Genomic DNA, 15,563 nt, shown 5'->3' with positions numbered 1-15,563 from the left:
TCTACCTCCTAATGCACTGTCAATCGAGCGTTAAATTCTTCAACCGCATAATCTGCGATTTTAGAGTAACCAGTAGATAGGTACATACCACCTTTAGGTGACACAACCTCTACTGTTTTACCTTCAAATTCAGCATCCACAGCCGTCACAACTTGACGTTCATGAGTTGCGGTTTTAAACACCTCTTCTAAAAACACTTTCACATCTTTAGGTAAGCTTTCAAATTTATCTGTTAAGGCTTGAATATCTTTGTAAGAATTCAAAAGAGCCTGTTTAGCTTCGTCTTCAGCTTTGTAAGGGTTGATAGTTACTAATTTCTCAGCATTTAAAATTGTTGTAGTTTTCATAATAGTTCTCCAGAAATATTCTTAGTGAGAACCCAATAACCCCCCGCAGGGAGTTTAATTAGATTCCCGTTGGGTAGTTAGTTGTTTTAGTTAATTGTTATTCGTAATCAGACCAAAAATCGGCTTCTTTTTGAAGCTGTTCTTCGGTTGCTGATTGTTCGTAAGCAGAAGGTGCTACTTCTTGATTTGTTTTATTTTCAGGAAGTGCCGCATCTACGGCCATCAAAGTAGTTTGTGTAAGTGCTATAAGTAAGTTGTACATGGTTAATACCTCGTTATGTGAGTACAAACACTTCCCAAAAGAAGAGTTGACCCGTTAGTTAAAAATTATAAATAAGACTGCTTGATGAAGTTTCCTTCACAGGCTGTTCTAAAAAACGCTTACGTTCCATAAGGTCAGCAAGCAAGGTTTGATTTTTAGTTTCAAGAATGACGTAATCACCCAACTCCGCTTCAAAAGCAAGAATTGCGTGTTCATAGTCGTGTGACATCATTTCTTTTGTCACATCCTTTAAACCGTATTGAACAGAAAATCTCTTAACTAAAGACATTAGCCAAAAAACATTTCCCTGTTCCCCGTCCAAATCAATAATGATTGGTTGGGGTCTTTTATATTGAGTATTTCGGATCATGCTGCATAATCCTCATTGAAATGAGAACCAGGCTTGTAAACCTCTAAACAGGTATCTGAAGCATAGGCTGGATAGCCATATATCGCATAGATTTTAGCAAGTTCCCTCCAAGGTTCTTCTAATCCCCATACAGATGTATATTCATCCTTTAAAGCCATAGCTTCAGGTGCGTTTAAAAATTCAGCCGCATAGTCACAGTGAGAATGAAAACACTTTAAATATTCCTCTTCATAAGAGAGCGTATCTTCCGATTCTTGTACTTCTTCATCTATGCAATCGAAATCGCATTGAATAATTGGTTCTTCGCCTTGAACATCTAATAAAAGTTTCTCAGCGTTAATCATTTTTTCTAGTGAAATTGACATGGTTTTCTCCTAAGAGTTGATGAGATACGGCTATCCCAAAGTTAGTTGATAAATTAAAACCACACAGAGCGTCCTCTGAGCGTCTTTTTGAAAGATTCCTAGCAGTAAGGAAGGTTTTCTCTTAATAAGGCCAAGAGATAGGCACAAAAGCCTCTATGCTCTTTAGAAAAAGCACACAGGGTTTTGAGCTTGATAGGGTTGGGAGTCAAGGCCGCTGTTGCGACCTTGCTTGATTGGGATAGTTACTACTAAATCGGGTCAACTTTAATTTGAACCTGATTTGCAGACAGTATTGGTACTAAAGATAAGCCTACACGCCATGCCAAACCGACATGAGTTGTGCTGACTCTTTTTTCTTTAGTTTCAAGCTGCCCTTTTACGAAATAACTAACTTTTACGTTGAAGTTTAAATTTTTCATGGTAATTCCCTAATTGATTTTAGAGGAGATACACCACGCCCCTTGAGGGCAAAAGATGTACCCCCAAAGAGTTAATTGTATTAAAAGGCAAACAAACCTACATCGTAGGTAATGTCTGGCTTGTATTGAGGAAAATACATAATGTATTTACCCTCAGTATTGTTATTATCTGTCGTGCGAAAATGCTCGACTTCAATGGCAATACTATAATGTTCTAAATCGTCAAGTGTATCTATTCGGTTTTTATTGTCCTCATAACAAGCAGAACAAACCTTTAGCACCTTCTCGACAACTTCTTTAGGGTCGCAAGTCAAAAGACCTGTAAACCACATATTGCTGATAATACCTCGAACATCAAGAATAAACCCAACGCCCTTTTCATCAGTTTTAAAAACTTTATGATTCGGCTCAAACACCAAAAAAGCTGGCATCCAATTAGGATCATAAGCTAGACCGATAAAATTTAAACCAGCTTCAGGAAGGCTTACGCCATCCATCATTTTTAAGTTTCTCATAATAAACGCTCCTTAAAAGGCAAACAAAGCACCACTAATTACCCATTCTTCTTTAACAGAATTATTAGGTTTAGCTTCTGATTTTGTGTACCATTTTTTTGCGTCTATTTTATAAGATTCAAAAGCCTCTATTTTTGCTAGTAATTCACACTTACTTTTAATTTCCCCCCATTTCGTACCGAGAGAGCTTTTTAGTAAGTCTGAAAAAGCAACGGGGGTAATGCACTCAGCACTACCCACTTTGTAAACATAAGCTTTGTCACCTTTTCTATTAGCAATCGTAATATTTCTGCCTTGGTCAGAAACACCGATAAAAGATACCGATGTTGATTCTTCAGGAGAAATCCACGCTGCCAGTTCATGTGTAAAAACAGTAGCCATTTTAAACACCTCCCTATTGAGTAAGAATATCTAAAACAGTTTGAGACATATTTTGAGAGTTAACCTGACCGCCTTTTTTAAAGACAGATTTGAGGTTAACACCCATGCCTAAACCATAGAATTCTATGTCAGGGTGGTGTTTTTCTGTGTAGGCAATTAAGTTTCTAAGTGCATTCACATCGCCACCAATTTGCCCATCTGTCATGACAATTAGAATTTTTCGCTCTTCTTTACGAGAAGTCAAAGCTCTAATTCCTTCATAAACTGCTGGAACGATTTGTGTTCCATAAATAGATTTTTGGCCACCAACAACACCCCTGGCCTTAGACATTGGATCATTCCATTTTTTTAGTGGAATAACACGGCCTGAAAAACCAAGAATATTTAAAGGCACATTTCCTAATTGGGAAGTTTCTGCCAATGAAATCATGACTTTGGTTTGAAGCTCTAAAAGAGTTTCATCTCCATACTCATGATCCATTGAACCCGATAAATCCCCCAACAAACAAATAGCAGGTTTTTTATCTGTACGCTTACTTCGTTTAACCAAGAAATCCTGGTCTCCAGAAGCCATACAGCGGATAGCTTCGCTTGCAGCGAACCGTCCGTCATGCTCATTCACTACATTTCGTGAACGAGAACGACTTGTCCAATACTTAACCAATTTATTTCTGAATAAAGCAATCTCTTGAGAAGAGTTAGCCTTAATCTCGTTGTATTTAGCCAAGTTTGGAACAAAGCATTCATCATAAAAGTTCGCATTTGAACCCGAACCATTAGCCTGTCTTAATTCTTCAGCAATATTGTCAATATTATTGCCACCTAAAAACTCTTTTAAAGAATTGTCTTTACTAGCCGCTTTTTCAGCGATAGCTTGTACAACATCTCTTAATGAGATTGGTGATTTTTCATTAACGTCAGATTCTAGTAAGTCTTTTGAACCGTTCTTTGAGCATCCTGAAGAAGCTTTGTCATCTGAATTATCAGAAGACTCGCTTTCAGAAGACCCGTTTGATTGGCTTTCGGAATCACTTGAATCATTTTCTTGTTGAGAATTGCTTGAACCAGATGAGTTTTCTTCACCTGAACTCTGCCCATCAGAATCACTCGAATTAGAAGAATTAGATTCTTCGTCACTCTCATCACTCTCATCACTCTCACTATCATCGGTGTCACCACCTTCACCTGAATCATCTTTTGATTCTTCTTGAGAGTCAGATTGCTCCGAATCGTCAGAATCCTCATCAGATTTACCCGAACCCCCTTTTTCTGGTTGTTCTGGTTCATCAGACTCTTGTGAATCTTCTAATAGCTTAACAACGTCTTTGGCCAATTGTAGGCTGTCAGCAGTTGTTGAAGCTTCAGAAGCGATGTAAGACATACGTGAATCACAAAGACTCACAATACTATCAATAACATCTTGTTGAAGAGTTTGTGATAAAACGCTTAAAGCCTTGTCAGCATCCGTTTGCATATAATCTCGATTATTAATCTCAATCATATACTTACTGATAAGGTACATTGCTAAAGCATTAGCAGGTGTATCAGGCTGTTGTACATAACCTTTATCAATCATAACTTGGTAAGACTTATTCAAAAAATCAGCCATACCTAGAAACTCACGCTCCAAAAGATATTCAATACGAACATCTTCAAAGCAGTTGTTTAATGATTGAACCAGGCCTGAAGCGAACTGGTTAAAGTCAGTAAAAAGAATATGACCAACCTCATGCCCTAGATCACCTAGAGTTAGATTGTAATCATCTTCTGTTGGATTTAGAGGGATGTCTGTTACCCAGATAGTCTCTCCATTTGTTTTAGGGCTACCAAAGGCCAGCTTTAAGCCAGCCTTTGAAGCTATTCCAGCCATAGTAGCTGGTAAAGATTGTTTTAAATTTTTCATAATATTGTCTCTCTTTATAAGAGGCACAATTTACCCATAAGGGCAGATTGCACCCCTAATGGGTTATAGTTTTACTAATTAAGCTTATATGGACTGCTTCTCCATCCATCTGAGAACTCATGCTCTGTCTCTTGAAGGATAGCAACAAAAGCACAATAAACATTCAGTTCAGGGCCATAATCTTTTTCAGCCCATACCTCCAGTACCATATTATGATACTCTGAAGGATTAGCTGAATTCCCCATCAAGTCAAAATAGTCTGGAGTGATTGCAATCCGAAGTGCTGAAGAAGAAACATCAGCAAATCTATCGTTAATCACAACGCTATCTAACATCTCAAGTGACAGGTTGTAGTTTTGAACAACCATTTTCTTGACTTTTTCTAAAAACAAATCGCAGATTTCATAACTAATTTTCTTTGCATTCATGTCATCAGTAAATTCGTTAGAAACTAATGGATTTATTGTTACTGTGGTTAATAATTTCATGGTAATTCCTTATTATGAGAACACCATTTTCCCAACGGGAAAAAATGTTCCCGAAAGATTAAAAGTTAAAAAGGCCATCTGATTTGATTTCAATAACGCTTTCAGGTGGCGAGTGTTTAAATTCAGTCTCTAATGAGCTTGAATTATTTGAGTTATCAGGGTCTTCAAAGGATATTTCACCCGAACCAAAATCAATCCATACGGATTTCATTTGGCGGATATACCCCTTATTAACCTTTTCTTGAACCGCATCATTAAAGTCTTTTTCTTTAACTTCACGGATGGTGGCCATCTTATGATTCCAAAACTTTGTAGCTGACCCATATAACGTTACCGTTATAGTTGGTCTATATTTTGGAACCGCCCACACCTTTCCGCCAGAGGCAGAAGGTGCTTCGTATAGTTCACATTCAACATAATTAGTCATAACACACTCCTAAAAGTTGAATAAACCAACCGAAGTGGCTTGATTAGTTTGTGGTGGTACTGATGAAATATCTGAATCCATATCCATCTCTTCATGAGAGACTTCAGTTTCTTTAGATACTTCTTCGTTAGAGCCAGATAAATCAAGAGAATCTTGGTCTTCATCTGCAAACATAGCTTCAATACGACCAGCTTCAGAGTCCATAAAATCAGCCAAAGGCATTTTATGATGAATCAAAGCATGAGCGTTTTGAGAAACTACTTTCGCAGCTCCAGTAAGCATCATCACTTCTTTAGCTTCATAATTTTTAGCAGGCTTTAAACCGCCTAGATTAGAAACTAAAGTTTCAACTTCATTCGCAAGCTTGTTAAGGCCTGGTACATAGAAGTCTAATGACTTAAACCTACTGGCCAAAGAAAGTAGAGCTTTCGCTTTCCCTCTAGGATTGTCAGTATCACGAATTTCATTCGCATCACGCTCAGTCTCATAGACTGTACGAGCTACGATGTCTTCGTTTATTTTTTCAATCTCTTCAGCCCATTGCTCAGAATCAAGAGTTATAGATAAATCCAAAAATCTGAAATCAAGCTTTGAGTCGTAATAAGAAGATTTAGGCTGATTCTTGCGAACCGCCTCTACCAATGGTTTTGGATCAAGTCCCTTCATCACTGCTGAGTTTTCAACTTTCTCAAGTTGTTCAGCGGTAAAGGCAGAATACTGCATTAAGAACTTATTTTTTTCTTCCATGTACTCAGTTTGTTTTTCCTTTAAAAAGGTAACAATCTCAATACGCTCTTGAGGGTTAAATACACGACCCATAAGGTCATGGTTAACACCTTTAGTAGAAAGGAAGTCTTGAACACTCTTACGAATGGCCAGGAATGAGTAGAAAGCTTCTTTAGGCAATACAGCCGTTTGAAGCATTGCTTTCACAGCGTCAAAATCAATTTGATTGAACCCCATAGAGGCCAATGCTTTCTTATCGAAAGCTACACGTTGATTTGAGCCAGCAAAGATGTTTAAACGAACTTCAAAAAACGAATTTTCTGAACGAGTATTAGTAGTTGTAGTCATGATAATTTACCTTTTCGGTTTATCGCAGACACACTACTCTCCCAAACGGGAGGAGTAGCAAGCCCGCTTGGGAGTTAAAGTTTTTTGATTCTCTCAGTAAGAAACTGAGAGCTTAATTAGTCTTCAATTTTCATATTGAAAACAGTTTTAAACAAATCGCCAGCCGTTTGTCTCTCAACAGAATCTAATAGATTCCAGTAAGCGAATTTAAAAGCTAACTTCGGATCACCGTATGACAGCGATGCCTTTGTGAATACATGAATTTGTCTTACCGAGAACGGTAAAGATAATCCACCGTTACGCATAGCCGAACGCAAAGCGTTGGCTAACTGAACAGTTAATTCAGGGTAACGTTTGTTCTTCAGAGGAGGTATAGCTTCATCCAGGCCTGGATAAGCCAGGTCGATAAGTTTTACCTCATCCTCTTCTTTTAGGTATTTGACATGAACACCAGCGAAACGTGAACGAGTCGCAGCATTCTGTGATTGAGAGCCTTCAAAAAGCCCACTCTCATCAATACCCATATTTGTGTTAGATGTAGCGATAAATCGCACACCTTCAGCACATTGAATCACTTCTCCCGTTTCAGGGATGGTGACTTCTTTCTTTTGTAGCAAGTGGTTTAACATTGCTGTTACACCAGGCATTGCCATATTAATTTCATCCAGGCCAATCAAGCACCCTTCAATTTGAATTGCTTCAAGTAAAGCACCAGCTCTAAAAGGCGTTTCGCCATTAGAGATAGTAAATCCACCAATCAATTGCTTGATTGAGGTTTCTTCACCGAAACTTATAATTTTTGCTTGACGATTCAAACGAGCCGCCACCTCTTCAATAAGGTCTGTTTTACCAGCACCAGCATCGCCCCATAAAAGCACATTAATATTCTCTTTAAGAGAGAATAAGAATTGCTTTAGCACATCTTTATCAAAGATAAAATTGTTGTTAGGGGTAATATTGGTTCCAGTACCAAAATCAGCAAGAGCCGATAAAGGTGCATCAATTCCAGGGAAATTAAATGCAGAACCAAATGTAGTGTTAGCATCAGAAACAGTAGCAAGCGTTGTAGTTGTAGTAGTCATAGTAGTTACCTTTTTAGGTTTGGCGAGTACATGACTACCCATTGGGTAATCAAGTACCCAGAGGGGTTAAAAAATAAAATTGTAAATCGTCATTAACAAATTAAAGATTAAAACCACTGAAAACGTCTTTTCAATGTCTTGGTAAACCAAGATTCAGCATAATGCTGAAGAAGTTCTCCATCAAGGCTGGAGAGAGGCACAAAAGATTATTAACTCTCAGAGAGAAGAGCGAATAGGCTTTTGGCCTGGTAAAAGCTATGTAACGGGTTCTCTACCCTTTATGGGTAGAGTTTTCCGACTAAACATATCAGCTCTCCAAAGAGAACAAGTCAAGTCTTCCCGCTACATATAAGTCATTCCAATCTTCCTTCTTATTAGGAGGGATTTTTAGAAAAACCTTAATATCTGGACGGAGATTAGCAAGTTTGTCTCGCAACTTATTAGCTGCTTTAACACCTGCATTATTTCCTCTTTCGTCCAATGGGTCGTTATCAGCCCAAACATACAAAGTCTTAACCTCTTGAGGAGGTATAAAGCCCTGTAATAAAGCCCAATTTAAAGTTGGCCAACACGGTTGACCATGCACATCAATAACACTAGCCGCATTCTCGAATCCTTCACTTACATGAAGAACACCATTATTTGCGATAACGTCTTGAATACCACCTAAACGAACAGCTCCACCACTCATTCGACATGAAGGCTTCATCTGAAGTTTTGGATCATCCATTAATTCATTTTTACCAGTATGTTTAGTTGATAAAAACGTCTTATGGATATTGCATGGCGTACCGTTAGAATCAGTAAACTTCAAAACCATTGCTGGTGCTGAAGCTTGATTACCATTGCCATCTCTGTACCAAGCATTAGGGTGTAAACGGATTGAAGGATGATTAACCATCCAACTACCTTTGATACCTCTACTGCGGAGATATTGAACCGTTCTATCATCAGTTTTGACGGTAGAAGATTGACCCCACAAAAGATTTAACTTCCCTTTTCTGGAAAGTACCTCTCGTTGAGAGAGTTCAAAAGCAGTTGGTTGCATAACTGGTTTAGGCTTGATGTATTTGACAGTTTCCTCAGTTAACCCAAGGAAATTCGCAACAAGAGTTAAAACCTCTTTAAAAGGTAATCCTGTTGCAAACTGTAAAACAGCAAATCCGTCACCGAATGCCCCTTCTTTGTTTGAATATCCAGCACCAGAAATCGGTGCGTCTTTAAATAATCTGAAACCATCTGTACCGCCATTTACAGGGCAAGGTACGTGTTGGCCAGGTTTTTTGGTTGCATCTTCTAACGTAGGTGCAATGGTCTTCAGAATATCTAACCACCCATGTTGCGAAGCTGTTTGCTTCACTATATTCACATCATAACAAGCCATGATTAAGCACCTCCTTTTAAAGAGTTCTCAGCCATAACTGTTGCTAAACGTGAATTATCACCATAGTTTGAAAATGAATTGTCTGTTGCAGAAATGACTTTAACAGTCGCTACAACGATTAAAAATGTGAATAGAAATACTTTGGTTTTTGAAAGTGTTTTCATGATTATCTCCTAAATTACCCTTAATCGAAACTTCTCTAAGGTTCCGATTGGATTCAGAACCTTAGAGAAGCTCCGAAAAAGAGTAGAAAAAGGAGTGAGACTTCCCCCTTGAGGGAGATAGCTCACCCCAAGGGTTAAAAGTTATTTGTGAATTATGCTAGTGTGCGTAACTCGTAATTGCTGAATGGTACATCGTCATTTTCAAATCCTACGTTTGCACCAGGCATTGCAGATTGATAATTTTGATTTCCCATCGGTTGTTGTTGTGCAGGTTGTTGATAACCACTACCTTGAGCAACATTGTTCTGCGGAGCAGAATTTTGCTGACCATTAGCAGGACGATTACCACCACCTAACATCTGAATTTCTTCAATTGTTAGAGTCTGCTTTAAAACAGTACCGTTTTGTTGACTCTCGAAAGAATCAACGCCAGGCTCACCACTAACTGAAACAATAGTACCTTTTGTTAAGTATTGAGCCAAAGATTCGGCTCTTACCCCCCAAAGAGAACAATCAATCCAAATTGTTTGTGGTTTGTTATCTTGTCCTTTTTTCTTTGACTTTGCGGCCAAAGAAAAATTTAGAACAGAGATAGCTCCTTTAGAACTTGGTACTGAGCGTAAAACTGAGTCTTTACCTAAAGAACCAGAAGCGTGTGCAATAAACATAAGTTTTCTCCTAAAAAGAAATAAATAGAGTTACGTCAAACCCTTAATAAAAAATAATATTCCATACAAATCGTCATTTGTACGTCTTTAAAAGATTCCATAATTGGAAAGTGTGGAAGTAACTCATTGCAATAATAAGTCACATTACTCTAACGCAATTGTTAGAGCTTTTACTGTCATAGACAGTGAAAAGCCGTTGCCTACTATTTATAGATATAAATAGACACTAGCTTTGCACCGAGAGCTAATCAGATTGGTTTTAGATTGAAATGTTTAACGCTTTGAAACAGCTAGAACATGAACTGAATTCATGTTTAGCAAAAGATATGCTTTAGGAGTAGTTCGACTAAGTGTTGCCTTCTTAGTCTCAGTCCGTCCATTTCACCAAGTTTAATGCAACTGAAAAACTTGTTTGATATGAGACTCACGGATTTGAGTTAATTTAGATTTTACACACGACAATAACCTTGTCAACATCTTTTTTAAAAAAAACAAAATTCTTCTCTAAAGCTATAAAAAGTGTAGAAAAATTGGAGCTTGCTATTTAACTTTATCATTAATAATAAATACTCCACTAACCCTCCAAGGAGTACCAACAATGAGCGAAGCAAAAACAACAGCCAAAGAAAAGGCTAAAACAACTACCTCAAAAGCTAAACCCGCTGAAGTCAAAGCGGTTAAAGAAGAAGCTTTGGTAAAAGAAGAAAATCCTACTGAAGCATCAGCCACAACAACAGAGCAAACAAATCAAAGAAATCGTGTGAGTAATGCGGTGTTCTTTAGCCGAGATATATTAGGTGCTTCTCAGCGAGAGCGATTATTGCGAGATGTAACGTTTCGCAGCCGAACAGGTAAAGCTTTATTCAATTTAACCTATGAACGACTAGACACTTATCTTCATAGACCTAAAGAATTAGCTACTTTGAGTATTGCTAGAGATACAAATCAAGAGTTGCAAAAAATTATTAATAGCCGATTAACCGAGCTTGAAAATTACGTCAATAAACGACATAAAAAAGTGAAAAATCTTTATGCGGGTGCAACTGAGCTAGAAGAATTTGCTGCCGACACAAAAAATGATCTAAATGCGGAAACGGGGTTTTCAAGCTCTTTTGCAAATCGTTATTTAACCACTCTTGCTAAGATTGATGAGGCTTGTTTTATGGCTGGATACCTTGAAAAAACAGGTTATCTTGATATGCAGCAAGAAGCGAATTTAACTTCAGAACTGTATCGTAAAAGCATTCAAACCAGTCGAGGCTTAATGGTGTTTATTGGCCGTGCAGTTATTGGTATCAGAAAAGCCTTACGTGAACAGCGTGAAGCATCATAGTACGAGTTTTTAAACTCATATTTAGAACCAACAACCCTTTGTCGTTATTCAAAGGGTTTTTTATTTAAACCTTATAATAAATACAGAACGAATAAGAAGAAAAATCTAGGCGTTCACTTATCACAAGCATTATTCAAATCATGGCAATAAATAGAGTTATCAAGGTAGAAAAAAAATACGCTTTTTTGGCTCATAAAGTGTTCCAGAACCGTTTTCAGTACAATTACAGTAGTTATCCTTTACCTGGAACAAATCTAGTCTGTTTTACCCACTTTAGTACAGAAGCAGATATAACAACAACGTTGAAATACTCTATCAATAACTACATTAAAAACCAAACTTTCTAATATCCCCTTATATGACAAGGACTATATTTATAGTATAATAATTATCATATAAATCATAAGCTATAAGTGAGCTTTCTTTTATGTTTATCGAAAAAGGCGTAGTCCATCCAACAGTAGAATTTATTCGTGAAAAATATGATATTACATGGAAGGAATTAGGTTCGATTTTACAAGACCGAATGGCGACAATGGGATATGAGTTAAAATTATCTCCTTCTAACGTTAGAAACTTTGCGACATCGCAGAGTGTTGCATGGTGGTTTTGGCCAAGAATAAGCGAGATTGTTCTTGGGTTTTGGGAGCAAGAGCGTCAACAATCGACAACTATTGAAGAAAAGACTAATGCAGATTTAGAATTTAGCGGTCTATTTTCAGAAGATTTAAGAGCTGTTTATGCTTTATGGTACGCTATTTTAGAAGATGATTCTTTTGATAGAATCAATAGTAAGACAATACGCCCTTGCATCGTCATTACTAACGCTCTTTTAAGAGATTGTGAAGCTTTTTTTGGTTGCGAATTTCCCAGGATTCAAGAGTTTGAAGAGTTTAATAAGAGTTGCTTGCTCGTTTCTGAGTAATCAATTCTATGCTCTTCAGCTAACAATCCTATCGCAATCTTAATCCATCCAGGTGTTCTACCTCTTGAGCTTGCTTCTGCAAACTCATTAACATATCTTTGTAGTGCTTCTTGCTTTTCCTTATCTGATGCACGGTCATAAACAAGGCTAGCTAAAAACTCACTAGGAACCCCCTTCTTTTTGGAAAGTTTCTGTATATGCAACGCTATCTCTTCAGCATCTTTAACTAATTCATCTTTGTTCATAAAATCCCTTTTAAAAAAATATTTCTCATTAAGAATATACCATTGAAACAGCATAAATACCACATAAGTACATAAGTACATAAATACATAAATACATAAATACATTTGTACTTTTGTTCTTTTATTGATATTATACTAATTAAGCTTTAAATCAATTTGGAAAACAAATAACCCAAGAGGTGAAATGAATGATTATTCTTATAGGTGGACAGAAAGGCGGCACAGGCAAAAGCACTCTTGCGACTAATTTAGCGGCCTGGTTCGCAAATAATGGTACTGACATTGTTCTTGTTGATGGAAATCCCACTCAAGGCACAGCACGAAAATGGATTGATAGACGCAATGAATTAATTGAAGCTGAAAGTGATCCAGATTATAAAGACCAAAAACTAAACCTTAAGCCTATTGAGTGTGTTGAGAAGTCTGTTGAGCTTAAGAAGACGTTAAAAGACTTACAAAGCCGATATGAAGTCGTCTTAGTTGATACGGGTGGTCAGGACTCTAAAGAATTCCGTTCTTCATTACTTGTTTCTAACTTAGTTATTACTCCAGTAGGGGCATCGCCAGCAGATATTGAAACACTTGATACAGTTGTTGAATTAGTTACTAACGCTAAAATATTTAATGAAAGTTTGATTATTAAAGCTATTATTTCCAAAGCCCCTACGCACTCCAAAGTAACGCTAACCGAAGAAACAATTGAACTAATTGAAGCCAACTTCCCTGAGTTGGAATTAATGAAAGCAAAAACCCATCTTAGAAATGCTTACGTTTACGCCTCTGGCATTGGTGCAGGAGTCACAGAAATTTATCCTGTAAAAGACAAGGCTTATCAAGAAATTGAGGTTTTCACAAAGGAGCTTTTTGATAATGGCGAAGAAATTTAGCTTAAAGAGTTTAAAACCCCGTGAAGATAAAGAGAGCAAAACCACAAAAGGTCTTCAGTCGAATATAGACGCTGAATTGTTTATCAATGGGGCTGAAACTGAAACACAGAAAGATGTCGTAGAGAACTCTCTTAATCAGATTTTAGACATCCCGTTAGAGCAAATAGAGCCAAACCATTTTAACGCTCGTATTTTTTACTCTGAAGAAAAAATTAAATCGAGAGCCTTATCACTTACCAAAGAAGGTCAGTTGGTTCCCGCCATTGTGGTTATGGATGGTAATAAATATAAATTAATTGACGGCCATTACCGATACAAGGCAGCAATCCTCTCAAATATACTTACGCTGCGGTGCGAAGTGTTGCATGGAGGAATGAGTGGGTTTGACTATTTTAAAGCCAGCTATGCAGCTAATGAAGAGCGTGATGTACAAAGTGTGCTTGATGATGCGGTTGCTTGGAAAAGAATGGTAGAAACTGAAGGTCTTTCATTTACTGAATTGTGCGACATCACAAATCGTTCAAAAGGTGAAGTGAGTAAAGTGATCCGCATCGGTTCGATTCCATTTGAGTATCTAGCTGCTCTTAGTGAGAAATTAACTCCTATTAAGACTCATGCTGGTTACGCTTTGGCACAGATTTTTGACAAACTAGGTTCTGGTGATGAATTTCACTCCATTATTAAAAAAGTTGTTGAAAACGACTTAAGTAAGCAGGATGTTGAAAAAATTAAAACAGATATTCTTAACAAGAATGAAAAGCCTGTTGCCAGACCAAAGAAACTGCCTAAACATCAATTTACGGATCACAATGGTAAAGTAAAAGGTTCGCTGGATTATTCAGGTAAAAAAATCAACATGAAATTTGAAGCTCCTTCTGCTGAAGCGGCTGAAGAGATTGCTAAAGCAATTGCTACTATTTTGGAGGATGCTCATGAGTAATACGAAGGAAATGCAACGATTACCGTTAATTCCAAAAGAACTGCATACAGAATTTAAAAAACTTTGTGTTGAGAAAGGTTTTCACATGAAAACGGCTGCTGAAGCGGCTATTAAAGACTGGATTCAGAAAAATAAAGAAAAAGAGAATTCGCAAGAGGAGTAATTTATGTCTGGTGATTTTCAAGAAATTCGTGATATTAAAGGCCGTGCGGCTGAATACCACATTAATAACACATTGCACTCTGATTTCGGAGCTGTGCGTTTTAGTGAGTCTAATTCTTACTACGAAGATGTTTTTCTATTTGACGGTATCCTGCTGCCAGCTCCAAAAACAAACCGTGACCAACCCTTTACTGAAGTTGACCACCTGCTTGTTTGCACTAAGGGAGTTTTTTCAATTGAAACAAAGTCAATTGCAGGTAAAGTGTTTGGTGAAAAAGACTCTAAAAAATGGCACTCAGCTCAAGCAAGTGCTTTTAAAAAGGACGGCCTTTACGATAGAGGGTTTACGAACCCGTTTCGCCAGAACTCTTTTCACATCTTGGCCATTAATAACCTTCTGAAAGGTTTTGGCATTAAAACTTGGGTGGAAAACTTTGTAGCCGTTATTGATGCAGATGAGTATGGATGGGAGCCTGGCCATTGGGGTAGTGAGAAATTTGATAATTTATTTTTTTCCGCTAAAGAAATTGTTGGTCACTTAAAAGAGTTGCCAGACAAGCTCTCCAAAGAAGATGTCCGTAAAACAGCTAGGCTTTTAAATCCTTACTATCTGGATACATCAAAAAACATGGAAGAGTTTACTCGACATCATAAGTAGTTGTTAAATCATTACAGACAGAAGGAATTTTCTTGATGAGATGGGTGTTATTTATACCGTTAGGTATTTATGAAGCTGTTTTACTATTGCTAACATTTTTAATGGCTTTACTGCCAAACAAAACCATTGCGACAATTTTGTATAATCACGCTCAAAAATTACCAGGCCTGGACTGGTATAAAAGGTAATTTAAAACATGAAACTCAATAAAACAGAAAGAAAATGGTTAAACGATTTTCAGAAGTTAATGAATAACTGTCCTTCAGAACGCTTTTCAGCATACACGATTGGCGATAATGAGATTGTCATTATAGATGCGGATAAAGAAAATCAGATTAATGACCTTTTGGATAAGGGAGATGTATTAGATTTTTGTGTTGGAGCTTCCAAACTTGATGCCGTAATTGAAAGAATTGGAATGCCTTTTGTTGTTAATTCAACGGCAGGATAAAAAAATAACATACCTATCCTTAAAAGATAAATCCATCCAATTCAACAAAAAGTATAGATAATCTATCCTTGCCATAAAATTTACTTCTCTATCATAGACACCAAGCAATGCAA

Annotated in this window: 24 protein-coding genes; 8 read left to right on the top strand and 16 right to left on the bottom strand. The window is 37.3% G+C overall.

Annotation, left to right across the window (positions count from 1 at the left end):
* Positions 1 to 8: 8 nt before the first annotated feature.
* From ACYQ0E_RS13705 to ACYQ0E_RS13635, 15 genes are all read right to left on the bottom strand, one after another.
* Positions 9 to 347: a hypothetical protein gene (locus tag ACYQ0E_RS13705; RefSeq protein WP_460188829.1), complete on the bottom strand. Its 339-nt coding sequence runs from the start codon at positions 345 to 347 to the stop codon at positions 9 to 11.
* 97 nt (positions 348 to 444) lie between these two features.
* Entirely contained in the window at positions 445 to 609 is a 165-nt protein-coding gene (locus tag ACYQ0E_RS13700) for a hypothetical protein (protein ID WP_460188828.1), read from the bottom strand.
* Between the two features lie 58 nt (positions 610 to 667).
* Complete coding sequence (locus ACYQ0E_RS13695; protein ID WP_460188827.1) at positions 668 to 898, bottom strand: hypothetical protein; 231 nt, start codon at positions 896 to 898, stop codon at positions 668 to 670.
* Between the two features lie 77 nt (positions 899 to 975).
* Positions 976 to 1,344 carry a hypothetical protein gene (locus ACYQ0E_RS13690; RefSeq protein ID WP_460188826.1) on the bottom strand — a complete coding sequence of 123 codons (369 nt, stop codon included), beginning with the start codon at positions 1,342 to 1,344 and terminating at the stop codon, positions 976 to 978.
* Between the two features lie 248 nt (positions 1,345 to 1,592).
* Positions 1,593 to 1,763: a hypothetical protein gene (locus ACYQ0E_RS13685; protein WP_460188825.1), complete on the bottom strand. Its 171-nt coding sequence runs from the start codon at positions 1,761 to 1,763 to the stop codon at positions 1,593 to 1,595.
* Between the two features lie 80 nt (positions 1,764 to 1,843).
* Complete coding sequence (locus tag ACYQ0E_RS13680; RefSeq protein WP_460188824.1) at positions 1,844 to 2,278, bottom strand: hypothetical protein; 435 nt, start codon at positions 2,276 to 2,278, stop codon at positions 1,844 to 1,846.
* Positions 2,279 to 2,290: 12 nt separating this feature from the next.
* Positions 2,291 to 2,659 carry a hypothetical protein gene (locus tag ACYQ0E_RS13675; protein WP_460188823.1) on the bottom strand — a complete coding sequence of 123 codons (369 nt, stop codon included), beginning with the start codon at positions 2,657 to 2,659 and terminating at the stop codon, positions 2,291 to 2,293.
* A 13-nt stretch (positions 2,660 to 2,672) separates the two neighbouring features.
* Complete coding sequence (locus tag ACYQ0E_RS13670) at positions 2,673 to 4,562, bottom strand: hypothetical protein (RefSeq protein WP_460188822.1); 1,890 nt, start codon at positions 4,560 to 4,562, stop codon at positions 2,673 to 2,675.
* A 74-nt stretch (positions 4,563 to 4,636) separates the two neighbouring features.
* Complete coding sequence (locus ACYQ0E_RS13665; protein WP_460188821.1) at positions 4,637 to 5,050, bottom strand: hypothetical protein; 414 nt, start codon at positions 5,048 to 5,050, stop codon at positions 4,637 to 4,639.
* Between the two features lie 58 nt (positions 5,051 to 5,108).
* A complete protein-coding gene (locus tag ACYQ0E_RS13660) occupies positions 5,109 to 5,477 on the bottom strand; it encodes a hypothetical protein (protein WP_460188820.1) in 369 nt (122 codons plus the stop codon).
* Positions 5,478 to 5,486: 9 nt separating this feature from the next.
* Positions 5,487 to 6,551: a DUF3150 domain-containing protein gene (locus tag ACYQ0E_RS13655; protein WP_460188819.1), complete on the bottom strand. Its 1,065-nt coding sequence runs from the start codon at positions 6,549 to 6,551 to the stop codon at positions 5,487 to 5,489.
* 116 nt (positions 6,552 to 6,667) lie between these two features.
* Positions 6,668 to 7,633, bottom strand: coding sequence for an AAA family ATPase (locus ACYQ0E_RS13650; RefSeq protein WP_460188818.1), 966 nt, complete (start codon positions 7,631 to 7,633; stop codon positions 6,668 to 6,670).
* 307 nt (positions 7,634 to 7,940) lie between these two features.
* Complete coding sequence (locus ACYQ0E_RS13645; protein WP_460188817.1) at positions 7,941 to 9,017, bottom strand: DUF7146 domain-containing protein; 1,077 nt, start codon at positions 9,015 to 9,017, stop codon at positions 7,941 to 7,943.
* A 2-nt stretch (positions 9,018 to 9,019) separates the two neighbouring features.
* Positions 9,020 to 9,181 carry a hypothetical protein gene (locus ACYQ0E_RS13640; protein ID WP_460188816.1) on the bottom strand — a complete coding sequence of 54 codons (162 nt, stop codon included), beginning with the start codon at positions 9,179 to 9,181 and terminating at the stop codon, positions 9,020 to 9,022.
* A 152-nt stretch (positions 9,182 to 9,333) separates the two neighbouring features.
* Entirely contained in the window at positions 9,334 to 9,849 is a 516-nt protein-coding gene (locus ACYQ0E_RS13635) for a single-stranded DNA-binding protein (RefSeq protein WP_460188815.1), read from the bottom strand.
* A gap of 598 nt (positions 9,850 to 10,447) precedes the next feature.
* On the opposite strand from ACYQ0E_RS13635, the gene ACYQ0E_RS13630 reads away from it, so the two are divergent.
* Entirely contained in the window at positions 10,448 to 11,182 is a 735-nt protein-coding gene (locus ACYQ0E_RS13630) for a hypothetical protein (RefSeq protein WP_460188814.1), read from the top strand.
* Between the two features lie 427 nt (positions 11,183 to 11,609).
* Positions 11,610 to 12,107, top strand: coding sequence for a hypothetical protein (locus ACYQ0E_RS13625; protein WP_460188813.1), 498 nt, complete (start codon positions 11,610 to 11,612; stop codon positions 12,105 to 12,107).
* Here the strand turns inward: ACYQ0E_RS13625 and ACYQ0E_RS13620 are convergent.
* Positions 12,059 to 12,352 (bottom strand): hypothetical protein, encoded by a 294-nt coding sequence (locus tag ACYQ0E_RS13620; RefSeq protein WP_460188812.1) that lies wholly within the window; start codon positions 12,350 to 12,352, stop codon positions 12,059 to 12,061. The two genes, ACYQ0E_RS13625 and ACYQ0E_RS13620, sit on opposite strands and share 49 nt — an antisense overlap.
* Positions 12,353 to 12,540: 188 nt before the next feature.
* Between ACYQ0E_RS13620 and ACYQ0E_RS13615 the strand changes: the two genes are divergently transcribed.
* Genes ACYQ0E_RS13615 through ACYQ0E_RS13590 form a run of 6 tightly spaced genes read left to right on the top strand, consistent with a single transcriptional unit; the run spans position 12,541 to position 15,450 of the window.
* Positions 12,541 to 13,239, top strand: coding sequence for a division plane positioning ATPase MipZ (locus tag ACYQ0E_RS13615; protein WP_460188811.1), 699 nt, complete (start codon positions 12,541 to 12,543; stop codon positions 13,237 to 13,239).
* Positions 13,223 to 14,179: a ParB/RepB/Spo0J family partition protein gene (locus ACYQ0E_RS13610; RefSeq protein WP_460188810.1), complete on the top strand. Its 957-nt coding sequence runs from the start codon at positions 13,223 to 13,225 to the stop codon at positions 14,177 to 14,179. Before ACYQ0E_RS13615 ends, ACYQ0E_RS13610 begins: the two co-directional genes overlap by 17 nt.
* Positions 14,172 to 14,342 carry a hypothetical protein gene (locus ACYQ0E_RS13605; protein ID WP_460188809.1) on the top strand — a complete coding sequence of 57 codons (171 nt, stop codon included), beginning with the start codon at positions 14,172 to 14,174 and terminating at the stop codon, positions 14,340 to 14,342. Before ACYQ0E_RS13610 ends, ACYQ0E_RS13605 begins: the two co-directional genes overlap by 8 nt.
* A 3-nt stretch (positions 14,343 to 14,345) precedes the next feature.
* Positions 14,346 to 14,999, top strand: coding sequence for a nuclease-related domain-containing protein (locus ACYQ0E_RS13600; protein ID WP_460188808.1), 654 nt, complete (start codon positions 14,346 to 14,348; stop codon positions 14,997 to 14,999).
* A gap of 35 nt (positions 15,000 to 15,034) precedes the next feature.
* Complete coding sequence (locus ACYQ0E_RS13595; protein WP_460188807.1) at positions 15,035 to 15,187, top strand: hypothetical protein; 153 nt, start codon at positions 15,035 to 15,037, stop codon at positions 15,185 to 15,187.
* 8 nt (positions 15,188 to 15,195) lie between these two features.
* Positions 15,196 to 15,450: a hypothetical protein gene (locus ACYQ0E_RS13590; protein WP_460188806.1), complete on the top strand. Its 255-nt coding sequence runs from the start codon at positions 15,196 to 15,198 to the stop codon at positions 15,448 to 15,450.
* Positions 15,451 to 15,563: the final 113 nt, after the last annotated feature.

The sequence above is a fragment of the Thiomicrorhabdus hydrogeniphila genome (genome assembly GCF_054656895.1).
This window is presented reverse-complemented; position numbering and strand designations above follow the sequence as displayed.

What these genes read in the sequence shown, in the direction of transcription:
- ACYQ0E_RS13705 (WP_460188829.1), bottom strand. Translation starts at nt 347, where the DNA reads ATGAAAACTACAACAATTTTAAATGCTGAGAAATTAGTAACTATCAAC.
- ACYQ0E_RS13700 (WP_460188828.1), bottom strand. Translation starts at nt 609, where the DNA reads ATGTACAACTTACTTATAGCACTTACACAAACTACTTTGATGGCCGTA.
- ACYQ0E_RS13695 (WP_460188827.1), bottom strand. Translation starts at nt 898, where the DNA reads ATGTCTTTAGTTAAGAGATTTTCTGTTCAATACGGTTTAAAGGATGTG.
- ACYQ0E_RS13690 (WP_460188826.1), bottom strand. Translation starts at nt 1,344, where the DNA reads ATGTCAATTTCACTAGAAAAAATGATTAACGCTGAGAAACTTTTATTA.
- ACYQ0E_RS13685 (WP_460188825.1), bottom strand. Translation starts at nt 1,763, where the DNA reads ATGAAAAATTTAAACTTCAACGTAAAAGTTAGTTATTTCGTAAAAGGG.
- ACYQ0E_RS13680 (WP_460188824.1), bottom strand. Translation starts at nt 2,278, where the DNA reads ATGAGAAACTTAAAAATGATGGATGGCGTAAGCCTTCCTGAAGCTGGT.
- ACYQ0E_RS13675 (WP_460188823.1), bottom strand. Translation starts at nt 2,659, where the DNA reads ATGGCTACTGTTTTTACACATGAACTGGCAGCGTGGATTTCTCCTGAA.
- ACYQ0E_RS13670 (WP_460188822.1), bottom strand. Translation starts at nt 4,562, where the DNA reads ATGAAAAATTTAAAACAATCTTTACCAGCTACTATGGCTGGAATAGCT.
- ACYQ0E_RS13665 (WP_460188821.1), bottom strand. Translation starts at nt 5,050, where the DNA reads ATGAAATTATTAACCACAGTAACAATAAATCCATTAGTTTCTAACGAA.
- ACYQ0E_RS13660 (WP_460188820.1), bottom strand. Translation starts at nt 5,477, where the DNA reads ATGACTAATTATGTTGAATGTGAACTATACGAAGCACCTTCTGCCTCT.
- ACYQ0E_RS13655 (WP_460188819.1), bottom strand. Translation starts at nt 6,551, where the DNA reads ATGACTACAACTACTAATACTCGTTCAGAAAATTCGTTTTTTGAAGTT.
- ACYQ0E_RS13650 (WP_460188818.1), bottom strand. Translation starts at nt 7,633, where the DNA reads ATGACTACTACAACTACAACGCTTGCTACTGTTTCTGATGCTAACACT.
- ACYQ0E_RS13645 (WP_460188817.1), bottom strand. Translation starts at nt 9,017, where the DNA reads ATGGCTTGTTATGATGTGAATATAGTGAAGCAAACAGCTTCGCAACAT.
- ACYQ0E_RS13640 (WP_460188816.1), bottom strand. Translation starts at nt 9,181, where the DNA reads ATGAAAACACTTTCAAAAACCAAAGTATTTCTATTCACATTTTTAATC.
- ACYQ0E_RS13635 (WP_460188815.1), bottom strand. Translation starts at nt 9,849, where the DNA reads ATGTTTATTGCACACGCTTCTGGTTCTTTAGGTAAAGACTCAGTTTTA.
- ACYQ0E_RS13630 (WP_460188814.1), top strand. Translation starts at nt 10,448, where the DNA reads ATGAGCGAAGCAAAAACAACAGCCAAAGAAAAGGCTAAAACAACTACC.
- ACYQ0E_RS13625 (WP_460188813.1), top strand. Translation starts at nt 11,610, where the DNA reads ATGTTTATCGAAAAAGGCGTAGTCCATCCAACAGTAGAATTTATTCGT.
- ACYQ0E_RS13620 (WP_460188812.1), bottom strand. Translation starts at nt 12,352, where the DNA reads ATGAACAAAGATGAATTAGTTAAAGATGCTGAAGAGATAGCGTTGCAT.
- ACYQ0E_RS13615 (WP_460188811.1), top strand. Translation starts at nt 12,541, where the DNA reads ATGATTATTCTTATAGGTGGACAGAAAGGCGGCACAGGCAAAAGCACT.
- ACYQ0E_RS13610 (WP_460188810.1), top strand. Translation starts at nt 13,223, where the DNA reads ATGGCGAAGAAATTTAGCTTAAAGAGTTTAAAACCCCGTGAAGATAAA.
- ACYQ0E_RS13605 (WP_460188809.1), top strand. Translation starts at nt 14,172, where the DNA reads ATGAGTAATACGAAGGAAATGCAACGATTACCGTTAATTCCAAAAGAA.
- ACYQ0E_RS13600 (WP_460188808.1), top strand. Translation starts at nt 14,346, where the DNA reads ATGTCTGGTGATTTTCAAGAAATTCGTGATATTAAAGGCCGTGCGGCT.
- ACYQ0E_RS13595 (WP_460188807.1), top strand. Translation starts at nt 15,035, where the DNA reads ATGAGATGGGTGTTATTTATACCGTTAGGTATTTATGAAGCTGTTTTA.
- ACYQ0E_RS13590 (WP_460188806.1), top strand. Translation starts at nt 15,196, where the DNA reads ATGAAACTCAATAAAACAGAAAGAAAATGGTTAAACGATTTTCAGAAG.